17 protein-coding genes and 1 pseudogene are annotated in these 19,923 nt (G+C 72.6%); 8 read left to right on the top strand and 10 right to left on the bottom strand.

Features of this window, described 5'->3' with window-relative positions:
* Positions 1-229: 229 nt before the first annotated feature.
* Positions 230-1,456 carry a low temperature requirement protein A gene (locus SCA03_RS22300; RefSeq protein ID WP_030885837.1) on the top strand — a complete coding sequence of 409 codons (1,227 nt, stop codon included), beginning with the start codon at positions 230-232 and terminating at the stop codon, positions 1,454-1,456.
* 144 nt (positions 1,457-1,600) lie between these two features.
* Entirely contained in the window at positions 1,601-2,074 is a 474-nt protein-coding gene (locus SCA03_RS22295; protein ID WP_086818457.1) for a hypothetical protein, read from the top strand.
* A 211-nt stretch (positions 2,075-2,285) separates the two neighbouring features.
* On the opposite strand, the gene SCA03_RS22290 is transcribed toward SCA03_RS22295, so the two are convergent.
* The gene (locus SCA03_RS22290) at positions 2,286-3,104 is read right to left on the bottom strand and encodes a universal stress protein (protein WP_230988847.1); all 819 of its coding nucleotides are present in this window, start codon (positions 3,102-3,104) and stop codon (positions 2,286-2,288) included.
* A gap of 234 nt (positions 3,105-3,338) precedes the next feature.
* On the opposite strand from SCA03_RS22290, the gene SCA03_RS22285 reads away from it, so the two are divergent.
* Positions 3,339-4,454 (top strand): amidohydrolase family protein, encoded by a 1,116-nt coding sequence (locus SCA03_RS22285; RefSeq protein WP_371863972.1) that lies wholly within the window; start codon positions 3,339-3,341, stop codon positions 4,452-4,454.
* Positions 4,455-4,493: 39 nt separating this feature from the next.
* Here SCA03_RS22285 and SCA03_RS22280 read toward each other — a convergent pair whose 3' ends face one another.
* Together SCA03_RS22280 and SCA03_RS22275 are read right to left on the bottom strand one after the other, a co-directional pair.
* Positions 4,494-5,165, bottom strand: coding sequence for a class I SAM-dependent methyltransferase (locus tag SCA03_RS22280; protein ID WP_141275596.1), 672 nt, complete (start codon positions 5,163-5,165; stop codon positions 4,494-4,496).
* A gap of 263 nt (positions 5,166-5,428) precedes the next feature.
* On the bottom strand, positions 5,429-5,935 hold the full coding sequence (locus SCA03_RS22275) for a hypothetical protein (RefSeq protein WP_086818454.1): 507 nt from the start codon (positions 5,933-5,935) through the stop codon (positions 5,429-5,431).
* Between the two features lie 113 nt (positions 5,936-6,048).
* Here SCA03_RS22275 and SCA03_RS22270 point away from each other — a divergent pair, with 113 nt between their 5' ends.
* A complete protein-coding gene (locus SCA03_RS22270; RefSeq protein WP_086818453.1) occupies positions 6,049-6,933 on the top strand; it encodes an LLM class flavin-dependent oxidoreductase in 885 nt (294 codons plus the stop codon).
* A gap of 459 nt (positions 6,934-7,392) precedes the next feature.
* On the opposite strand, the gene SCA03_RS22265 is transcribed toward SCA03_RS22270, so the two are convergent.
* The 6 genes and pseudogenes from SCA03_RS22265 to SCA03_RS22240 form a co-directional block, all read right to left on the bottom strand.
* Positions 7,393-7,986 carry a hypothetical protein gene (locus SCA03_RS22265; RefSeq protein WP_107061425.1) on the bottom strand — a complete coding sequence of 198 codons (594 nt, stop codon included), beginning with the start codon at positions 7,984-7,986 and terminating at the stop codon, positions 7,393-7,395.
* A gap of 1,048 nt (positions 7,987-9,034) precedes the next feature.
* Positions 9,035-9,201 (bottom strand): annotated as a pseudogene (locus tag SCA03_RS36410) (LysE family translocator); the annotation flags it as partial.
* 96 nt (positions 9,202-9,297) lie between these two features.
* Complete coding sequence (locus SCA03_RS22255) at positions 9,298-10,413, bottom strand: MerR family transcriptional regulator (RefSeq protein WP_086816582.1); 1,116 nt, start codon at positions 10,411-10,413, stop codon at positions 9,298-9,300.
* A 17-nt stretch (positions 10,414-10,430) separates the two neighbouring features.
* A complete protein-coding gene (locus SCA03_RS22250) occupies positions 10,431-11,372 on the bottom strand; it encodes a metal-dependent hydrolase (RefSeq protein WP_086816581.1) in 942 nt (313 codons plus the stop codon).
* A 73-nt stretch (positions 11,373-11,445) separates the two neighbouring features.
* On the bottom strand, positions 11,446-13,281 hold the full coding sequence (locus tag SCA03_RS22245) for an SDR family oxidoreductase (protein ID WP_086816579.1): 1,836 nt from the start codon (positions 13,279-13,281) through the stop codon (positions 11,446-11,448).
* Positions 13,278-14,129 carry a M24 family metallopeptidase gene (locus SCA03_RS22240; RefSeq protein ID WP_086816577.1) on the bottom strand — a complete coding sequence of 284 codons (852 nt, stop codon included), beginning with the start codon at positions 14,127-14,129 and terminating at the stop codon, positions 13,278-13,280. The genes SCA03_RS22245 and SCA03_RS22240 overlap by 4 nt, the downstream gene beginning before the upstream one ends.
* Positions 14,130-14,555: 426 nt before the next feature.
* Between SCA03_RS22240 and SCA03_RS22235 the strand changes: the two genes are divergently transcribed.
* The 4 genes from SCA03_RS22235 to SCA03_RS22220 all read left to right on the top strand — a co-directional run bounded on the left by SCA03_RS22235 (position 14,556) and on the right by SCA03_RS22220 (position 18,244).
* On the top strand, positions 14,556-15,512 hold the full coding sequence (locus tag SCA03_RS22235) for an ABC transporter ATP-binding protein (protein ID WP_078874648.1): 957 nt from the start codon (positions 14,556-14,558) through the stop codon (positions 15,510-15,512).
* Positions 15,502-16,410 carry an ABC transporter permease subunit gene (locus SCA03_RS22230; RefSeq protein WP_030880645.1) on the top strand — a complete coding sequence of 303 codons (909 nt, stop codon included), beginning with the start codon at positions 15,502-15,504 and terminating at the stop codon, positions 16,408-16,410. The genes SCA03_RS22235 and SCA03_RS22230 overlap by 11 nt, the downstream gene beginning before the upstream one ends.
* 100 nt (positions 16,411-16,510) lie before the next feature.
* A complete protein-coding gene (locus tag SCA03_RS22225; RefSeq protein ID WP_030885797.1) occupies positions 16,511-17,500 on the top strand; it encodes an ABC transporter ATP-binding protein in 990 nt (329 codons plus the stop codon).
* Positions 17,501-17,521: 21 nt separating this feature from the next.
* On the top strand, positions 17,522-18,244 hold the full coding sequence (locus SCA03_RS22220; protein ID WP_030880641.1) for an ABC transporter permease subunit: 723 nt from the start codon (positions 17,522-17,524) through the stop codon (positions 18,242-18,244).
* Between the two features lie 157 nt (positions 18,245-18,401).
* Here SCA03_RS22220 and SCA03_RS22215 read toward each other — a convergent pair whose 3' ends face one another.
* Positions 18,402-19,820: a CynX/NimT family MFS transporter gene (locus SCA03_RS22215; protein ID WP_086816575.1), complete on the bottom strand. Its 1,419-nt coding sequence runs from the start codon at positions 19,818-19,820 to the stop codon at positions 18,402-18,404.
* Positions 19,821-19,923 lie beyond the last annotated feature (103 nt).

Raw genomic sequence — 19,923 nt, 5'->3', positions numbered from 1 at the left:
GGAGCTCAGAGCCCGGCTCTGAAACAACAGCGCGCCAACCAGAAGAACCGCACAAGGCACGGCAACCGGCCAACAAGATGCGAGGGCGGAATCACCGCAAGACAAGGGCTCGAAGAGCAAGCGCAACGGCAAAGGCGGGCCCCGCCCCCCGTACGGCCCAGCACAAGGCGGCAGGCATAATCCCACCCGCCTAGCGTGCGAAAGAAGGCTCCACCCGGGGAGGAAGACGATGGCCGCAGACAGCGCCCCCCACGCCGGCGCAGCCCAACGCGGCCCGTGGCGCACCCCGATGACCCCCCGCTCCCCCGCGGAACCCCACCGCGCCGCCACCCCCCTTGAACTTCTGTTCGACCTCTGCTTCGTCGTCGCGGTCTCCCAGGCCGCCGCCCAACTGCGCCACGCCCTGGCCGAGGGCCACATCGGCGAGGGCGTCCTCGGCTACGCGATGGTGTTCTTCGCCATCTGGTGGGCGTGGATGAACTTCACCTGGTTCGCCTCCGCGTACGACACGGACGACGTCCCGTACCGGCTGCTGACCCTCGTCCAGATGACGGGCGTCCTGGTGCTGGCAGCGGGGGTGCGGGACGCCTTCGACTCCTACGACTTCGGCCTGGTCACCGCCGGATACGTGATCATGCGGGTGGCGATGATCCCGCAGTGGCTGCGGGCGGCGGCCGCGGACCCGCCGGGCCGCCCGGCGGCGCTGCGCTACGCCGTGGGCATCACGGTGGTCCAGGTCGGCTGGGTGGCCCGGCTCGCACTGCCGCACCCCGGCGACTACATCGGCTTCGCCGTCCTCGTCGCGGCCGAACTGGCCGTGCCGGCGTGGGCGGAGAGCGGGGGCCGGCAGACCTCCTGGCACCCGTCCCATATCGCCGAACGCTACGGGCTGTTCACGATCATCGTGCTCGGCGAGGTCCTCCTGGCGACGCTCGCCGGAATCCGTACGTCCGTCACCGAGCACGGGCTGTCCACCGCGCTCCTCGTCGTCGTCATCGGCGGGCTGATCCTCGTCTTCGGGATGTGGTGGATCTACTTCGCCGGGCCCGGCCCCCGGCTGCCGTCCCTGCGGGCCGCACTGACCTGGGGGTACGGACACTATGTCGTCTTCGCGTCGGTCGCCGCGCTGGGCGCCGGGCTGGAGGTGACGGTGGAGGCCGTCGAGCACCGCGGCCATCTGACCGAGACGGCCACCGCCTGGACGGTGGCGGTGCCCGTCGCGCTGTATCTGCTCGTCCTCGGGCCGCTGCACCGGCTGGTCCGCTCCGGCGCCGTCGCGCACCTCGCCCTGGTCGTCGCCGGGCCCGTCGTCGTGCTGGCACTGGCCGCGCTGGCCGGGCCGCTCACCCTGGAGGGGGCGGTGCTGGGCATGGGCGTCGCCCTCGCGCTGTCCCTGACCGCGAACCTCGTCCTCATCCATCGCCGCTCCTGCCGGACGGGCGGCCGGACGGAGTGACGCGGGCCCGCGGCAGGGGAGTTGAGACCGGAGCCGAGGCTCCCGTCGCCCCGGCCTCGGCGGAACGCCCCCGTCCGGCACCGGGTCGCTCCTAGGCTGAAGGGCACCGGCGCGGGGGCGCCGCGTGTGAGGAGGGTGAGGGACATGAGCGAGCGGCGAGGGCCTCCCGTCGCCCTGTTCAAGGCAGCGAACCACCTGGTCGGGCCGCTTCTGCGCTCCCCGCTGCACGGGCTGCTGAGCCGTCGGCTCCTGGTGATCCGGTACGAGGGCGCCAAGACCGGGCGCCGGTACGCCGTTCCCGTGGCCTACTACCGGTACGCGCAGGACGAGGTGTGGGTGTTCGGCGCCCGCACCGGCTGGATGTCCCACTTCCGCCGGCCCCGCACCGCCCGCCTGGTACTGCGCGGCCGCGAGACGAGGGCCGAGGGCACCGCCGTCGAGGACCGCGAGCAGGTGGCCGATCTCCTCCAGGAACTGGTCCGCCGCCTGGGGCCCCGCGCGATCCTGGACCCGTATCTGGCGCTGCCGCGCGACCGGCCGCCCACCCGGGAGGAGGCCCTGTCGGCGGCAGGCAGAGCACGCATCGCCCGCTTCCGCCTGACACCGCCCACCCCCTGACACCCACCCACGGCGAAACCGCCACCGACCCGGTGCCCCCGGCTGGCACCGGTTGACACCGGGGCACCGGTTGACCCCGGCCGGCACCGCCCACAGCACCGGCCGGCACCGCTCACCACCGGCAGGCCGCCGTCCCGCGCCGGGCCGCACCGGCGCGTGCGGTGTTCACGGCAGCGAGAGGGAGTCGTTCACGGCCGCGAGGCGGAGTCGTTCACAGCCGCGAGGCGGAGTCGAAGTCGCTCGCGGTGGCGCGGCGCAGCGCGGCCCGCAGGCGCCGGGGGAACCGGGGAGCGGGCACGGTGAGGACCGGGCACGTCGCCCGGGCCAGCACGCGGCGCGTCGTCCCGTCGTGCCGGAACAGGCCGCGGCGGCCGGCCCGGACACCGAGCACGAGCCGGTCGTGCGGCCCGTCGGCGGCCGCGCACAGGGCACGCCACGCCTGGTCGCGTACGAGGCGCCGCTCGACGCCGACACCGCGGGGCGGCACCCCACCGAACGCCGCGTCGAAGGCCCGTTCCATACGGTCCCGCGCCTGCCGGAACCCGTACTCGGCCCACACCGGGTCGGGCCGCAGCATGTAGCCCGCCTCCCCGCCCGGCGGCTCCCAGGCGACGACCGCCACGAGCCGCCGACCGGTCGCCCGCGCCTCCCGGGCAGCGGCCCGCAACGCGGCCGGATCAGCCGGCGAACCGCACAGCCCCACGACGACGACCCCCTGACCCCTCTCAACTCCTTCAGCCCCCTGAGCCCGCTGAGCCCGCTGAGCCGCCTTAGCCCCTTCAGTCCCTTCAGTCCCTTCAGTCCCTTCGGACCCTTGAGCCCCCGCCCCTCGCCCGGGCCCCAGCAACGGCCCGTGCCCCGAGGCCTGTTCGGGGCCCGACGTCCGCTCGGGGCCCGACGTCCGCTCGGGGCCCGGCTCCTGACCGTGGCCCGGCACCTGCCCCTGGCTCCGCGCCTGCCCCGCCCCGGCACCCGACTGCCGGGGCGACCTGCTCCGCCGGCGGGATCCGGTACGCCGTCTGCCGAGCATGGCCGTCCTCCTCCGCTCCGTCCCGTGCACTCCTCCGTCCCGGGAAGAGTGTTGCGACGGACGCACGGGCCTCCCAGGGCCAATCCCGGCACGGTGGCCCGATCCACCGGGCGGGACCGAGCTGTACCGGGGCACGACCGGGCGGGACCGGTCGGGACCGGACGGTGCCGGGCGGTGGCCGCCGGGCGTGAGCCCGTGGACAGCCGAACAGGCCGTTGCCTAGCGTCCCCGCACATGGGCACACGCACGGAGCAGGCCGGCCAGGAGCCGTGGACACAGACGGAAGCACGGGCCGGAACGGGCCCACGGGCCGAACCGGGAGCAGGGGAGGGGAACCCACCGGCGGACGGAAGCCGGGCCGCGGACGAGCACGGGGGCGGGTGCGGGGCCGAGCAAGGGAGTGAGCACGGGGGCGAGTGCGGGGCCGAGCACGTGGGCGAGTGCGGGGCCGGGCACGGGAGCGGGCACGGGGGTGCGGACGAGCGGGCGCGGGTCGCCGCGTTCCGGGAACGCAACGGTCTGCCCCAACTCATCGACATCCACACGCACTTCATGCCGGAGCGGCTGCTCGCCAAGGTGTGGGCCTACTTCGACGCGGCCGGCCCCCTCGTCGCCCGGCACTGGCCCATCCGCTACCGCCACGACGAGCGGCGCCGACTGGACACCCTGCGCGGCTTCGGCGTCCGCGCGTTCACGTCCATGCTCTATCCGCACAAGCCCGGCATGGCGGCCTCACTGAACGCCTGGGCCGCCGACTTCGCCGCCCGCACCCCCGACTGCCTGCACACGGCCACGTTCTTCGCCGAGCCGAGCGCCGCCGCCGACGTCCGCACCGCGCTGGACGCCGGTGCCCGCGTCTTCAAGTGCCACATCCAGGTCGGCGGGTTCGACCCGAACGATCCGCAACTCGACGAGGCGTGGGGCCTGTTGGCCGACGCCGGCGTGCCCGTCGTGACGCACTGCGGCTCCGGCCCCGTACCCGGCCGGTACACCGGTCCCGGCCCGATCGCCGCGCTCCTGGACCGGCACCCCCGGCTGCGCCTGGTGGTCGCGCACCTGGGCATGCCCGAGTACGACGACTTCCTCGCCCTCGCCGAACGCCACGACCGGGTCCTTCTCGACACGACCATGGCCTTCACCCCCTTCGTCGAGCAGGAGGCCCCCTTCCCCGACGCCTCCCTGCCCCGCCTCGCCGCGCTCGGCGACCGGGTCCTGCTCGGCACCGACTTCCCCAACATCCCCTACAGCTACGCCGACGCCCTGGACGTACTCGAACACCGCACCGGGCTGGGCGCCGACTGGCTCCGCGCCGTCTGCCACGACAACGCCGCCCGGCTGCTGGGGATATGACACCCGTCCGCCGTGCAGCCGGACCGCCTCCGCCCGTGCTCAGCCGCGGTCCGGCCGGTGGGCCAGGAAGAGCGTGTGCCCGCCGTCGCCCTCCGGCACGAACCGCTCGTCCTCGACACACATCCCGGACGCCTCCAGCCAGCCGTGGTAGTCCGCCGCACCGGCCTGGCTCCACCACATGGGCACGCCTCCGCCCAGCCAGTCCGGGTCCGTTCCCGTGAGCGCCACGGAGCCCGTCGTCGCGATCAGGAGTCCGCCCGGCCGCAGCCAGGAAGCGATCCGCCCCAGCAGGACGGGCTGCTCGGCGACCGGAATGTGGATGAGCGCATACAGACAGACGACGGCGTCGAACGAGCCCGGGGCGAAGTCCAGTTCGACGGCGTCGGCGCGTACGAACCGCGCCCGCCGGTTGGGCACCCGCCGCCGCGCCCTGCGCACCTGCTCCCCGCTGATGTCGACCCCGACGACCCGGTGCCCCGCCGCCACCAGCTCCCGCGCCACGGGAACCCCGCCCCCGCACCCGAGGTCCAGCACCTCGCCCGCACGCCCGCGCAGCCGCTCCCGCAGCACACCGAGCCAGGCGCCGTACTTCGTCTCCGACCCGAACACCTCGTCGTAGCGCGCCCCGAGTACGTCGTAACCGCGCCGCACGAGCGCCTTGCACTCCGCCTCCCCCGCGCCCGCCCCGTCGGCACCGTCCGCCCCATCCACCCTGTCCGCCCCCTCCGCACCGCACGAACCCCGCCGACCGCCCACCGTCGTCCCCGCCTCCCGCTCGGCCGAGCCCGTCTCCCGACCGACCGCCCCGCCTGCCGCTCGGCTGCCACCGCCCCAGCATGCCGCCGTAGCCAGAGAGACCCCACCGCATTTCCGCCCGCGTCCCGGCCGCCGTTCCGTCGACGCTTCCGCAGGACCGGGACGGGAAGGCAGGCCGCCCGGACGGGCACGCTCGGGGCGCGGGGCGGCCCCGGCCGTCAGTCCGCGAGGGCGCTCATCCAGCGGCTGAGGCCACCGTGCACAAGCGAGACGTTCTCCTTGTACGTACGGTCGCCGGGCAGCGCCACGATGAGCCGGCAGAACGGCGGATACCAGGTCATCTTCACCCGCACCCGACGTTCGAGGACCGCCTCCAGAAACGCCGGCGTCACCGAGCGCGGCAGATCGTGGAAGGTGATCCCGTCCACCGTGATGTGCGCGTCCCCCTCCTCGAAGAGCTGCACGGTGATCTGCGGAGTCGCCGGGCCACCGGACGGTCCGTCCGTCGCCGGGATCTCCAGCAGCGCCTCGTGCGGCAGCGAACCGTCCTCGTCCGTGACCGAGAACGCCCCCGCCGCGCTCCGCCGGGACGACTCGTCCGCCCCGATCGCATGCTCGACGGAAACCTCCAGGCCCCGGCGCTCCGCCACCTCCCGCAACGCCGCCACGGCCGCCTCGGTACTCGGCAGCTCCGGCAGGCCCCCGGCACCCTCCTTCTGGTACATGCCGGACATCATGCCTGGCCGGGCGAGCCGGTGCGACACGGCGGGGGAGGGCCGGAGCACGGGCCGGACAGGCGTCGGGCGGGCACCGGAGCGGGCGTGCGTAGGCTCGCGGTATGCGTCTGAGCACAGTGATCCTGCCCGTGCGCCGCTGGTCCGAGGGCGGACGGGACAGATGGCAGCGAGCCGAACAGCTCGGCTTCCACACCGCGTACACCTATGACCACCTGACGTGGCGCCCGCCCTTCCGGGACGGACCCTGGTTCGGGGCCCTCCCCACCCTGACGGCCGCCGCCACCGCGACCACCCGCATCCGGCTCGGCACGATGGTGACCTCGCCCAACTTCCGCCACCCCGTCCCCCTCGCCAAGGAACTGCTCACCCTCGACGACATCAGCGAGGGACGGCTCACCCTCGGGATCGGCGCCGGCGGCTCCGGCTTCGACGCCACCGCACTCGGACACGCGGCCTGGTCCACCCGCGAACGCGCCGACCGGTTCGGCGAGTTCGTCCCCCTGCTCGACCGTCTCCTCACCGAGCAGGAGGTCAGTCACGACGGCACCCACTACTCGGCACACGAAGCCCGCAGCCTGCCCGGCTGTGTGCAACGGCCCCGCATCCCGTTCGCCGTGGCCGCCACCGGACCGCGCGGCATGCGGCTCGCCGCCCGGCACGGCCAGGCATGGGTGACGACCGGAGACCCCGAAGCCAACGCCTCCGGCAGCCCCGCCCGTTCCCACGAGGCGCTGGCCCGGCAGATCGACCGCCTGGAGAAGACCTGCGCCGACGCCGGCCGCGACCCCTCCGACCTCCACCGCGTCCTGCTCACCGGCTTCACCCCGGACCGCCCCCTGGACTCCGTCGAAGCCTTCGCCGACTTCACCGGCCGCCACGCCGAGCTGGGCTTCGACGAACTCGTCCTGCACTGGCCACTCCCCGACACCCCCTTCGAGTCCGACCCGACCGTCTTCGAACACGCCGTCACCAGCCAACTCCCGTAACTGCCCGTACGCGGTGACGCGTTGGACGGCCGCACCCGGGAGCCAGGTGGGTGCGGCACCCCCTCGGGGCGCGGGAGGGCCGGCGCGAGGGGACAGCTCGCGATGGACGGGCCCGGGGCCTCGGAGGAGGCAACGACCAGGCCGCGAGAGACCCGGAGCACGAGGTCCCGCAGAGCGATCAGGGAACTTCGCGGCTCGGCCCGGGACTCCGTGCGCGGGCGGCGTTCCGGGCGCGAGGGCCGCCATACGAAGGCCGGGACGCGGGGGCCGGGACGCGTAGACCGGGCGCGAGGGGCGGGGCGCGAGGTGAGGGGCGCGGGGACCGGGCGCGAGGGGCGGGGCGCGAGGTGAGGGGCGCGGGGACCGGGCGCGAGGGACGGCGCGCGAGGTGAGGGGCGCGAGGTGAGGGGCGCGAGGTGAGGGCAGGCGTACGGAACGACAATGGGGGGGGGAACGGGCTCAGCCGTAGCGCTCGATCCGGAACCGGGTCTGCTCGGGGCCGGTGTTGCGGGTGTGCCCCACCGACCACGCACCACCGGTACCGGGCACACCGCAGACATCCCGCACGGTCACGTCCTCACCGTTCGCCTCGCCCCGCTCCCCCGACCAGGCGGCGCCGTCCCAACGCAGATACGGCGCGGTCGAGTCGTCCCAGAAATCCCACCCGGCCGCGAGCGCCGCACCGGTTCCGGGGCCCCGACCGGTACCGACGGCGCAGACGGCCTGCAACGCCCCGACGGAGAACGGAAGTCCGTCCCCGCTGACATGTGACCACGCCGACCCGTCGAACCGCGCCAGCACCACCCCCGGAGGCTTGCCCGGCGGCCCTCCCACACCGAACGCCCCGCCCACCGCCCAGACATCGTCCGGCGCGAACGGCAGCAGGTCCGTCACGACCAGCCGTATCCCGGGCACCGCCGGCAGCACCGTCCAGCCCTGCCCGTCCCAGCGAGCGAGGTCCCGCCCCACGAGGTGTGCCTCACCCGAGGGCGACAGCCGGACCCGCCCCGGGGCCTCCGCCGTCGACTCCCCCCGGGGACCGGCGGCGTCCACCTGCCCGCCTCCCCGTCGTGGTGCAGCAGCCTCGTGCCGTCCTCGAACCGGCCGGCCACCCACACCGAGCCGTCGTCGGCGGCCTCCGCCCAGGTCAGCTCCGTGCCGGGAGTCTCCTCCCCGGGGTAGGGCACCCGCTGCCAGCCCGCACCGTCCCACCGCAGCAACCGGGCCACGCCCGCTGCCCCCGCCCCGGCGACCGCCCACACCACCTCCGCACCCGCACCGGCATGCGCACCCGCACCTGTCGACGCCCGGCCGCCCGACGGACCGTCCGGCCCGCCCCCGCCGAAGGAGCCCGACACAGCGGAAGCGCCGGACGAGGACGAACCAACCGGCGCAGCACCGGAGTTACTCGCTACCGGCCGGGAACTCACCGAGCGCAGCGGACCCTCCACCCCCGCATCCCCCAACTCGCTCTGCCTCCACTCCGCACCGTCCCACTGCAACGCCAACGGCCGCCCCACATCGTCCGCGCCGAGCCCCTGCTCACCCACCGCCCACGCCCGCCCCTCCGACGAGGCCGTCACACTCAGCAGCCGTGCCCCCGGCTCCGTCACCGGACCCGGCACCAGCCGCCACCCCGCGCCCGCCGCGTCCCCGGCAACCGGCCCGCCGCCCGCACCGGCGGCACCCGGCACCCCGCGACCGGCGGCCTCCGCCCCACCGGCGCCGTAGCCGGACACCCCCGCCGTCGCCGCCAACACCCCGGCCCCGCCCAACCCGCGCAACAACGTACGTCTCCGCATGAGACAGCCCCCTCCATGACAACCCGGGCAACTCACGGTGACGCCCCACCCGTCGTCAAACAATCCGCCGATACGACCCCGCCCACCTACGCCCCCACGCCGACCAACCCCCACCAAAACGCGCACCCACCCCCACACCCCACCCCTGCCAGACCACACCCCAGCTCCGCCCAGCCGCCTCCCACAGGTCAGCCACAGCCCGCTCTGCCGACCCCGTCAGCCGCACCCCGTCCCGCTGCACGGGGTTCAGCTACTCCCCGACAGCACTCACCGCGCCTTCCATCCCTCTCCCGGCGCCCTCAGTCCTTACGACCGGTGACGGCCATGGACACACCGAGGCCGATCACCGACAGCCCTCCCACCCCGCCGACCACGGCCAGCCGACGCGGCGAACCCGCGAGCCACCCGCGAACCGCCCGCGAGCCGTGGTCGCAGCCAGCCCCCACACGCTGTCCGACACCAGCGCACCCCCATGGCGGCCACCCGCACGACGGCTACGCCCACGGCGCCCTACCGCACGACGGCTACCGCGCCGCGACCCCCGCACCCCGCTCCTCGCCCCTCACCCGCCCGTGCCCGGACGCTCCGTCTCCTGGTGCGGCGAACCCTGGTCTCCGGTGCCTTCCCGCACCGCACTCACCCCCGCCATACGGTCCATCGCACGGGCCCGCACCTCGCGTTCCGCCGCCGCGGCGACGAACTCGGCGACCTGGGCCTCCCCGACCAGCGCCCGCACCGCCTCGACCGTCTCCGCCGGCAGCCGTACCTGCTCGGCCGGCTGTACCTCCTCCGGTGACGGCGGGAGCGCGGCCGCCGTGCGCAGGTGGTCCCGCAGGTTGCGGGCCGCCAGCTTCTGCATGGCGCGGGCGAGTTCGGCGTCGACCGTCTGCTGGGCGAGTGGCCGAAGCCGGCGTACCAGGTCGGCGGCCTCCGAGGCGTCCACGTCCGACGGGTGTGCTCCCAGGTAGCGGATGAACACGTGCTCGTTGGTGAAGTCCAGGAAGCGGGCCGCGATGTGCTCCATGTGTCCGCGCAGCTCGCGCAGGTGTCCGGTGATCGCCGTCAACGGGACCCCCGCGCGGTGCAGTTCCGCGGCGACCGCCAGCTCCTGCGGGCTGGGCACCAGGTACTCGTCCCGGTCCGGCAGCGGCACCAGCACCCCCAGGGTGACCGCTTCCGCGACCGCTGTGTCGTCGTGCTCACCTCCGAACAGTTCTTCCAGCTCCGCCCGGGAGATCCGGTCGGATTCCTCGTCCGTCCATGGGCCGTCCACCTCTGTGACCAGGCCCAGCACCCCGCCGAGGCCGCGCCCCTCGTCCCACGCCTCCAGGAGCTCCTTGATGGAGGCCAGGGTGTAGCCGCGTTCCAGCAGGTCGGCGATCTGCCGGAGCCGGGCCAGGTGGGAGTCGTCGTACACGTTGGCCCTGCCGCGCCGTTCGGGCTTCGGCAGCAGGCCCCGGTCCTGGTACGCGCGGATGGTGCGGACCGTCGCCCCGCTGCGGTGCGCCAGATCCTCGATGCGGTACTCCGACCCCTGTGGGGAAGGGTCGGGGTCCCGCCCGCCGGAGGGAGTGGAGCCGGGCGGCGCTTCCCGCTGGGGTGCGGGCGGAGGCTGCCGGTCCGGGGACCGCTCTTCCGACGCGGGGTCGCCCTGCGGCGCGCTGGGGGACGGGGGCATGGACCGTATCTCCTCGCTCAACCTGCCACGGCGCGACGGCCTATCGCCCCTGCCGCGGCCCGCGCTGCGGGGGACGTGGCGAGGTAGTCCACGGCCCGGCGCAGCGAACCTTCCTGCGAGGGATGGTACGAGCGCCGGAAGTAGCGGGGTATCGCCGCTCCCAGCTCCCGCCAGGTCGGCAGCAGTCCCTTGGCCACCGCCCGGTTGTGCTCGCTCAGGGAGTACCGCAGGCGTCCGCCCAGCTGCGGGTCGTTGTGTATGAGGTACGAGGCGCCTCGCAGCCACAGCCAGGCCAGCACCGGGGCCGTCACCGTCATGGCCCCCGCGCGGCGCAGATAGCGGGGCAGACCGTGGCCGCCGCAGTGCTGGAACATGTCGAAAGCGACGGCGCGGTGTTCGACCTCCTCGGCTCCGTGCCAGCGCAGCAGGTCCAGCATCACGGGGTCGGGGCCGGCGGCGTCCAGTCCGTCCGCCCGGAGGACCCAGTCCCCGAGAACGGCGGTGAACTGTTCTATCGCCGCCACGAGCGCCAGCCGGAAGCGCAGCCATTCACGGGCCGACACGGGCAGGCCGAACGGTGGTGTCTCGCCGAGCAGTTGCTCGAAGAGATAGTCGACGTGCCGGGTGTAGGCCGAGGTGTCCAGGCGCTGGGCGGCCAGGTGGTCCAGGACGTGGGAGTGCTGGACGCTGTGGGTGGTTTCCTGGCCCATGAAGCCCTTCACATCGCGCAGCATCGCCTCGTCCCGCACCAGTGGCAGGGCCTCCTTGAAGACCTTCACGAACCACCGCTCCCCGGCGGGCAACAGCAGGTGCAGCACGTTGATCACATGCGTGGCGGTGGGTTCGTCCGGGATCCAGCGCAGCGGGGTGCTGTCCCAGTCGAAGGAGACCCGGCGCGGGGCGATCTCGTAGTGGAAGTCGTGGTCCTTGTCGAGGGTCTCTGCTTTCTCGTCGCTCATGACGACGCTCCTTGATCGGCAGGTGGAGGGCCGGACCGGCGGGCGCGAGGGTGCCCTCGGGCGGCCCCGGCACCTACAGGGGCGGCTGGATGCGGGCCACGGCACGCCGCGTGTGCGGCGCGAACCGCGCTATCAGGCGGGCACTGCGTGCCTCGGCGGTGACCGGGACGACCGCCTGGTTGCGGACGACGGCGCGGAGGATCGCGTCGGCGACCTTCTCCGGCGGGTAGTCGCGTATCCCGTACAGCCGCGTCGCCCGTCGCCTGCGCCGCTGTTCGGCGTTCTCGTCCAGCCCGGTGAGCCGTGCGGTCCTGGCGATGTCGGTGTTGACGAAGCCGGGGCAGACGGCCGTGACGCCGATTCCCTTGCCGGCGAGTTCCGCGCGGAGGCATTCGCTCAGCATCAGTACGGCTGCCTTGGAGGTGCTGTAGGCGGGGAGGATCCGCAGCGGCTGGAAGGCGGCGGCGGACGCGGTGTTGACGATGTGGCCGCCTTGGCCGCGCTCGGCCATCTGCCTGCCGAAGAGCCGGCACCCGTGGATGACGCCCCACAGATTCACATCCAGGGTGCGCTTCCAGTCCTCCGTGCTGGTGTCCAGGAAGGCACCCGCGACCCCGATGCCGGCGTTGTTGACCAGGACGTCCACGGTGCCGTACTCGGCGGCCACCTTCTCCGCGAGCTTCTCCATCTGTTGTTCGTCGGAGACGTCCACGGTCTCGGCCCAGGTCTGCCGGGCGCCGACGAGCCGGGCCATGTCGGCGGTGCGTGCCGCGCTCTCCCCGTCGCGATCCACCGCGATCACGCGGGCGCCCGCTTCCGCGAAGGAGAAGGCGGTGGCCCGGCCGATTCCGCTCCCGGCTCCGGTGACCAGGACGAGCTGACCGGCGAAGCGGTCCGCGTGCGGGCCCTTGGGCGCCGGCTCGCGTGCGGGCACGCCGGACTCCCTGGCGGTGACGAACTCCGCGATCCAGGCGGAGAGTTGATCGGGCCGGGTGCGTGGTACCCAGTGTTTGACCGGGAGCGTGCGCCGGGTGAGCTGCGGTGCCCACTGGTCGAGTTCGTCGTAGAGGCGTTCGCTGAGGAAGACGTCACCGGTCGGGGTGATCAGCTGCACCGGGACGTGTGCGTAGCAGTCCGTCCGGGGGCGGCGGGCCCGGGCGCGGACGTTGTCGCGGTAGAGCCAGGCGCCGTGGGCGGCGTCCCGGGGAAGTGACCGGGTCGGATACCCGTTGGCGGGGACCCGCTCGGCGCGCTCCATCATCTTCGGCCAGCTCTTGCCGAGCGGGCCCCGCCAGGCGAGCTCGGGCAGCAGCGGCGTGTGGAGCGCGTAGACGTACCAGGACCTGGCGCCCTGACCGAGGAGCTGGGCGGCGCGACGCGGTGTGGGGCGCTTGAGCCGGTTCTTGATCCAGTGTCCGAAGTGGTCGAGGGAGGGGCCGGAGATCGAGGTGAAGGACGCGAGGCGGCCCTCGGTGCGGTGCACCGTCGCGAACTCCCAGCCCTGCACGGAGCCCCAGTCGTGGCCCACGAGGTGCACCGGCGCGTCCGGGCTGACGGCGTCCGCCACGGCGAGGAAGTCGTCGGTGAGCTTCTCCAGTGTGAAGCCGCCGCGCAGCGGTTTCGGCGCCGTTGATTCGCCGCAGCCGCGCACGTCGTAGAGCACGACGTGGAAGCGGTCCTTGAGGCGGTGGGCGACGTCGGCCCAGACCTCTTTGCTGTCGGGGTAGCCGTGCACCAGCACGACCGTCGGCCGGTCGCTGTCGCCGAGTTCGACGACGGACAGTTCGATCCCGCCGGTGTGCACCCGGCGTTTCCTGCCGCCTTCCAGCAGCTGTTCCACGCCGGATGCCGTCTTCTGCTGCTCTGCGCCGGAGGGGCGGTGCGTGCGGCTCTCCTGCTTCCGGTTCATACGGTTGTTGCCTCCTCGCGCCGGCGCCGCACGTGCGGCAGATCGTCGTCCAGCCAGAAGGCGCTCTCGCCGGGGTCCCGGGAGTCGGTGACCACCAGGATCTCCTCGAACTTGGCGCCGGTTCCCCGGAAGCCGAGGTGCGGTTCGACCGCCCACAGGCCGGGTCGGGGCGGGTGGTCGGAGAAGCGGTAGGGGCTCCACAACGGGGACCAGCCGTCACGGTGGCCGTGCAGCGCGTCCTTGGCCAGGCCCCTGAGGGCGTTGGTGCCGAAGCCGAACACGGTGGGGGACCAGCGGCGCTCCTTCACGCGGTCGATCTTGTGCGCGATGACGCCGAAGGGATAGGCGCGGTGCCGGTTCACGTATCCCTGGCCGGCCATGAGGCGCTCGACGTCCTCATAGATCTCGCGCAGCGGGCGGCGCTCCCGGACCTCTCTGAGGATCAGTTCGCGGTGTTCCCGCAGATCGGTCATGAGGCGTTCGTGTACGGGGTTGAGGCCGAGACAGCCGGAGTACCCGATGTCGGAGGTGTATCCGTTGTGGATGGGAGCCATGTCCAGGATGAAGGGCATCCCCGGCTCCAGTGCGCGGTTGGTCGGGAAGAACTGCAACGGGATCTTGAAGCCGGTGAAGGCCGTACGGTCCCCGAACCAGGCGAAGGGCAGGTGGAACCAGTCCCGGACGCCGCGTTCGCGGAGCCACTCGCGCTGCATCCGGGCGGCTTCCCGCTCGGTCACCCCCGGTTCGAGACGGGCGGCGACCGACTCCGCGCAGGCGTAGCTGAGCTGCTGGACTTCCCTGAAACCCCGCAGGTCGGCGGGGGAGTATCCGATCGTCGCTGGGCGCATGGCCTACCGTCCGTCTCCGAGTCGTGCCGGTGAGTCCACAAGCTGACACCGATGAATGTGACATCGCTCCGTGGCGGGGTCAAGAGGTGTTCCCAGCCTGTGGATAACTTCGCGTGGGTCGCTTTTCCGGGGGGTTCAGGGAGGGTCCGGGCGATGCCGGGGTGTGCCCGCTCGCTCGTCGTTTCCGGTGAGCCGGAAATGCCAGGCTGAGGGCATCATGACTCAACTTCGGGGATTCGGTGGCGATTTGCTCCGATAGTGGGTTTTCTCATCGCCCTGCCCGGCCCGCTGTCGCCTCCCGGGGCGGGCCGGCGCGCCCCCTACTTCCGTCCCGGTGCCCCTACGGGCGCCTCCGACCTGAGGCGTACGCGGAAACCGACGTCCTGTCTGACGCGGCCCCGACGACTCGCCACTAGCGTCGAACACGTGACTGTGATCGCGACCGAAAGCCTCAGCAAGCGGTACCCCCGGGTGACCGCGCTCGACCGGCTGACCCTCGACATCACGCCGGGTGTGACGGGCCTGGTGGGAGCGAACGGCGCCGGGAAATCGACCCTCATCAAAATCCTTCTCGGCCTCTCGCCCGCCACGGAGGGCACAGCGCGCGTCCTGGACATGGACGTGCACACCGAAGGCGCCGCGATCCGGGAACGCGTGGGCTACATGCCGGAGCACGACTGCCTGCCACCGGACGTGACGGCCACCGAGTTCGTCGTGCACATGGCCCGCATGTCCGGGCTGCCCGGCACGGCAGCGCGGGAGCGCACCGCCGACACCCTGCGCCACGTCGGGCTCTACGAGGAGCGCTACCGCCCCATGGGCGGCTATTCGACGGGGATGAAGCAGCGCGTCAAGCTCGCTCAGGCCCTCGTGCACGACCCCCGGCTCGTGCTCCTGGACGAGCCGACCAACGGGCTCGACCCCGTGGGCCGGGACGAGATGCTCGGCCTGATCCGCCGCGTCCACACCGACTTCGGCATCTCGGTGCTGGTCACCTCGCACCTGCTCGGCGAACTGGAACGCACCAGCGACCACATCGTCGTCATCGACGGCGGCAAGCTGCTGCGCTCGTCCTCCACGCGGGAGTTCACCCAGCACACCGCCAGCATCACGGTGGAGGTCACCGACACCGATGCGCATCCCGACGGCACCGCGGCGCTGCGCGAGGCGCTCGCCCGGGCCGGTCTCTCCCCGCAGTCCCCGTCCGAGGCGAACGCTCCCGGAGCCGGCCACCTGCTGACCCTCCCCCTCGACGACGAGTCGGTGTACGACACCGTGCGGGACGCGGCGGCCGAACTCGGTCTGGGCCTGGTGCGCATGGAGCAGAGCCGCCACCGGATCGCCGAGGTCTTCAAGGAAAGGAGCGGCGCCGATGCCGCCTGAGCGCACCGCACCCGCGCCTGCCGCCCAGCGCGGCCAGGACGTCATCCACAACATCGGATACCGGTCGTACGAAGGGCCGCGGCTGGGCCGCTCCTACGCGCGGCGCGCCCTGTTCACGCAGTCCCTGCGGGGCGCCTACGGGCTGGGCCGTTCGGCCAAGTCGAAGGTGCTGCCGATGCTGCTGTTCGCCGTGGTGTGCGTCCCGGCGGCGATCATCGTCGCGGTGGCCGTGTTCGCCAAGCAGAAGGAACTGGCCGTCGGGAACGCCGAGTACGTGCTGATGCTGCAACCCGTCATCGGTATCTACCTGGCAGCTGTGGCTCCGCAGGCGATCTCGCTGGACCTGCGGTTCAAGACGACGCCGCTGTACTTCTCCCGTCCGATCGAACGGGGCGACTACGTCGCCGCGAAGTACGCGGCACTCAGTGCGGCACTTTTCGTGTTCACCGCCGTGCCGGTCCTCATCATGTACATCGGTGCACTGCTGGCGAAGCTCGACTTCGGTGAGCAGACGAAGTTCCTCGCGCAAGGCATCGTCTTCTGTGCCCTGTTCGCACTGCTGCACGCGGGAATCGCCGGCTTCATCGCCGCGCTCACCCCGCGCCGCGGCTTCGGCATCGCCGCGATCATCGTCACCCTGACGATCCCGTACTTCCTGATCAACGCGCTCCAGGCCATTCCCGGTCCCGACTCCCACGTGGTCGGCTGGCTCGGGCTGGGCTCCCCGGGAACGCTGATGGACGGTATCCAGAGCAGCTTCCTGGGCGGCGACTCGCAGTTCCCGTACGGGGCGAAGCCGACGGGCGGTGAGGGGATCGCCTACCTGCTGGTCTACGTCCTCCTCACGGTCGGCGCGTATCTGCTGCTGACCCGCCGCTACCGCAAGGCCGGACTGTGAACGCGCTTCCCCGGCCCCCGAGGACACCGCGCGCCGGGCAGGACCGCGCGCCGCTCCGACCGCTTCCCGCCCCTACCCTCCGAAGGAATGGGCCGCGCCCATGAGCACTCTCCACATCGACCGCGTTTCGCGTTGGTTCGGCAACGTCGTCGCCGTCAACGACATCACCATGACCATCGGTCCGGGTGTGACCGGACTGCTCGGCCCCAACGGTGCCGGGAAGTCCACGCTCATCCACATGATGAGCGGATTCCTGGCACCCTCCAGCGGCAGCGTCACCCTGGAGACGGGCGGGACCGCCTCCGGCGCACCGGCTCCGGTCGACGGCGCCGGTGACGGCGAGCGGACACCGCCCCCCGGCACCCCTGTCTGGCGGCACGAGGAGAGCTACCGCCACATCGGCCTCGTGCCCGAGCGCGAGGGGATGTACGACTTCCTCACCGGGCACGAGTTCGTGCTGGCCAACGCCGAACTCCACCAGCTGTCCGACCCCCGGGCCGCCGCCGCGGAAGCGCTCGCGACGGTCGAGATGGAGCACGCGCAGGACCGCCGGATCTCGACCTACAGCAAGGGCATGCGGCAGCGCGTGAAGATGGCGTCCGCGCTGGTCCACCAGCCGTCCGTGCTGCTGCTGGACGAGCCGTTCAACGGGATGGACCCGCGCCAGCGCATGCAGCTGATGGAGCTTCTGCGCAGGATGGGCGACGAGGGCCGCACCGTGCTGTTCTCCTCGCACATCCTGGAGGAGGTCGAGCAACTGGCCTCCCACATCGAGGTCATCGTGGCCGGACGGCACGCGGCCAGCGGCGACTTCCGCAAGATCCGGCGGCTGATGACCGACCGCCCGCACCGCTACCTGGTGCGCTCCAGCGACGACCGCAAGCTGGCGGGCGCGCTCATCGCGGACGCCTCCACCGCAGGCATCGAGGTCGACCAGCAGGAGGACGCCCTGCGCATCCAGGCCGTCGACTTCACCCGCTTCACCGCGCTGCTCCCGCGCGTCGCCCGCGAGCACGGCATCCGGCTGTACACCGTCTCGCCCTCCGACGAGTCCCTGGAGAGCGTCTTCTCGTACCTCGTCGCGGCCTGAGCGGCGGAAGGAGACCCACAGATGTTTCATCCCACCGTCGCGCGGCTGACGTACCGCGCGCTGCTCGGCCGCCGCCGCGCACTGCTGCTGTGCGCGCTGCCGGCACTGCTGATCGTCGTCGCCTGCGCGGTACGCGCGATGAACGGCGCGGACGACCAGGTCACCACACAGCTGTTGGGAGGTTTCGCGCTCGCCACGATGGTCCCGCTGATCGGAGTGATCGCGGGTACCGGCGCCATCGGGCCGGAGATCGACGACGGTTCGGTCGTCTATCTGCTGTCCAAGCCGGTGCGGCGGACGTCCGTCATCCTGACCAAGCTCGTCGTCGCCTCCGGGGTGACCGTCGTGTTCTCGGCGGTGCCCGTCTTCGTGGCCGGCTTCGTCCTCAACGGCAACAGCCAGCAGATCGCCGTGGCCTACACCGTCGCCGCGGCCGTCGCCTCCCTCGCCTACAGCGCCCTGTTCCTGATGCTGGCCACCCTCAGCAGGCACGCCGTCGTCATCGGGCTCATCTACGCGCTGATCTGGGAAGCCCTGTTCGGCTCCCTCGTGTCCGGCGCCAAGATGCTCAGCGTGCAGCAGTGGTCCCTGGCACTGGCCGAGAAGATCGCCGGAGCCGGTGCCGAGATCACCTCGGATGTGGCGCTGCCCGCGGCGATCGTCCTGCTCCTGGTGGCGGTCGTCGGCAGCAGCGCGCTGGCCGGCCAGAAGCTGCGCAGCCTGACGCTGGCGGGTGAGGACTAGGAGACGGAAAACTCCCGCAGCTGTGTCGAGTTGCATCCCACGGCTGCGGGACGTCGTCCCGACGGAGGGCGTCGTGCCCCGGGTACATGGAAAAGCGCGGCACGCGCGCGAGGGAGAGGTTTTCTCACTCCTCGCGCGCGTGCCGCGCTCTTTCCGGTCAGCCGGCCGCCGGTTCGCCGATCCTGCGGTTACGGCCCGCCCCCAGGCCGAGCAGCACCAGACCGGCGCACACGCACAGCAGCAGCACGATCGGCACAGTCCAGCCACCGGTCACCTGGTGGACGGCACCCAGCGCCAACGGGCCGGCCGCGGCGAGGAGATAGCCCCACGTCTGTGCCATCCCGGAAAGCCGCGCAGCTGTGTGCGCATCGCCGGAGCGCAGCACCATCAGCGTCAGCGCGATCCCGAGCGCACCGCCCTGCCCCAGGCCGAGCAGCGCGGCCCACAGCCAGGCGCCGCTCACCGGCGCGACCAGCAGCCCGCTGATGGCCACCGCCATCAGCAGCGCCGTCACCGCGCACAGCAGCCGCTGCCTGCGCATCCGGCCTGCCAGGGTCGGCACGATGAACGAGCCGCCCATTTGCAGCAGATTGCTGAACGCGAAGACCAGCCCGGCGGATGCCTTGCTCATCCCGTGATCGGTGAAGATCGTCGGCATCCACGCGACGGTTACGTAGGCGATGAGCGACTGCGACCCCATGAACAGCGTGATCTGCCAGGCCAGCGCCGACCGCATGAGCCGCGGTGCGGCCGCGTCGCCGCCCGCTTCCTGCGAGCCGTGGCCCTTCCCGGAACCGGCCTCCGTGCCGGAGGGGGTGGCCGCCGCGGAGCCGTGCGGTGTGCCGCGCCGCGAGAGGAACGCCTGCGGCAGCCAGGCGACGGCGGCCACGGCAGCCAGCAGCGCCCAGGAGACCAGCGAGCCGCGCCAGCCGCCCAGCGCGTGCTCCAGCGGCACCGCGACGGCCGCGGACACCGTGGCGCCCAGGATCATGGCCGTCGAGTACAGCGCCGTCATTCCGGCGGCCTTCTCGGGGAAGTCCCGCTTGATCAACCCGGGCATCAGCACATTGAGCAGCGCGATCCCCGAGCCGACCACGGCACACCCGGCGAACAGCGTCACCAGCGGCGGGGCGATGCGCAGGGCTATGCCGCCCGCCAGCAGGATCAGCGCCCCGAACAGCACCGCTTCCGTGCCCCAGCGCCGTGCGAGCTTGGGCGCCAGGGGCGAGACGAGGCCCATGAAGATCAGCGGGATGGTGGTCACCAGGCTGCTGACGGTCGACGTCATCCCGAAGTCGTCGCTGATCTCACCCAGGACGGGCGAGACCCCGGCGAGTGCGGCCCGCATGTTCAGCGACGCCAGCACGATGCCGACGAGCAGCAGCACCGGATGTGTCCGCAGCTGCCTGCGCGCCGCCGCCACGGGTGGCGAGGGCGTCAGATCCTCCTCGGCGTCGATCAGCTCGGCCTCCAGGAGGCGTTCGGCGCCGAGCTGCTCCTGTCGGCGTTCTCCGCCGCGGAACCTGTCCTCGGGGAGTCCCGCGTCCGCGAGTCCTTCCTTCGGGGTCGATGACATCAGTGCTGGGTGCCTTTCTCCTCAACAGTTGTTCAGGCCGACGGACAGCGCCCGCAGACGCCGCCCTTTTCGGCCCGGCCCGCGCCGCGCGCACGACGGAGCC

Source organism: Streptomyces cacaoi (genome assembly GCF_006539165.1).
GTDB lineage: Bacteria > Actinomycetota > Actinomycetes > Streptomycetales > Streptomycetaceae > Streptomyces > Streptomyces cacaoi.
Note: the sequence above shows the minus strand (reverse complement) of the source record. Positions and strands in the feature narration are given on the sequence as shown.

Coding starts and splice junctions, on each gene's coding strand:
- SCA03_RS22285 (WP_371863972.1), top strand. CDS start 3,339: ATGGGCACACGCACGGAGCAGGCCGGCCAGGAGCCGTGGACACAGACG.
- SCA03_RS22270 (WP_086818453.1), top strand. CDS start 6,049: ATGCGTCTGAGCACAGTGATCCTGCCCGTGCGCCGCTGGTCCGAGGGC.
- SCA03_RS22290 (WP_230988847.1), bottom strand. CDS start 3,104: ATGCTCGGCAGACGGCGTACCGGATCCCGCCGGCGGAGCAGGTCGCCC.
- SCA03_RS22295 (WP_086818457.1), top strand. CDS start 1,601: ATGAGCGAGCGGCGAGGGCCTCCCGTCGCCCTGTTCAAGGCAGCGAAC.
- SCA03_RS22245 (WP_086816579.1), bottom strand. CDS start 13,281: ATGAACCGGAAGCAGGAGAGCCGCACGCACCGCCCCTCCGGCGCAGAG.
- SCA03_RS22215 (WP_086816575.1), bottom strand. CDS start 19,820: ATGTCATCGACCCCGAAGGAAGGACTCGCGGACGCGGGACTCCCCGAG.
- SCA03_RS22300 (WP_030885837.1), top strand. CDS start 230: ATGGCCGCAGACAGCGCCCCCCACGCCGGCGCAGCCCAACGCGGCCCG.
- SCA03_RS22250 (WP_086816581.1), bottom strand. CDS start 11,372: ATGAGCGACGAGAAAGCAGAGACCCTCGACAAGGACCACGACTTCCAC.
- SCA03_RS22230 (WP_030880645.1), top strand. CDS start 15,502: ATGCCGCCTGAGCGCACCGCACCCGCGCCTGCCGCCCAGCGCGGCCAG.
- SCA03_RS22275 (WP_086818454.1), bottom strand. CDS start 5,935: ATGTACCAGAAGGAGGGTGCCGGGGGCCTGCCGGAGCTGCCGAGTACC.
- SCA03_RS22240 (WP_086816577.1), bottom strand. CDS start 14,129: ATGCGCCCAGCGACGATCGGATACTCCCCCGCCGACCTGCGGGGTTTC.
- SCA03_RS22225 (WP_030885797.1), top strand. CDS start 16,511: ATGAGCACTCTCCACATCGACCGCGTTTCGCGTTGGTTCGGCAACGTC.
- SCA03_RS22220 (WP_030880641.1), top strand. CDS start 17,522: ATGTTTCATCCCACCGTCGCGCGGCTGACGTACCGCGCGCTGCTCGGC.
- SCA03_RS22255 (WP_086816582.1), bottom strand. CDS start 10,413: ATGCCCCCGTCCCCCAGCGCGCCGCAGGGCGACCCCGCGTCGGAAGAG.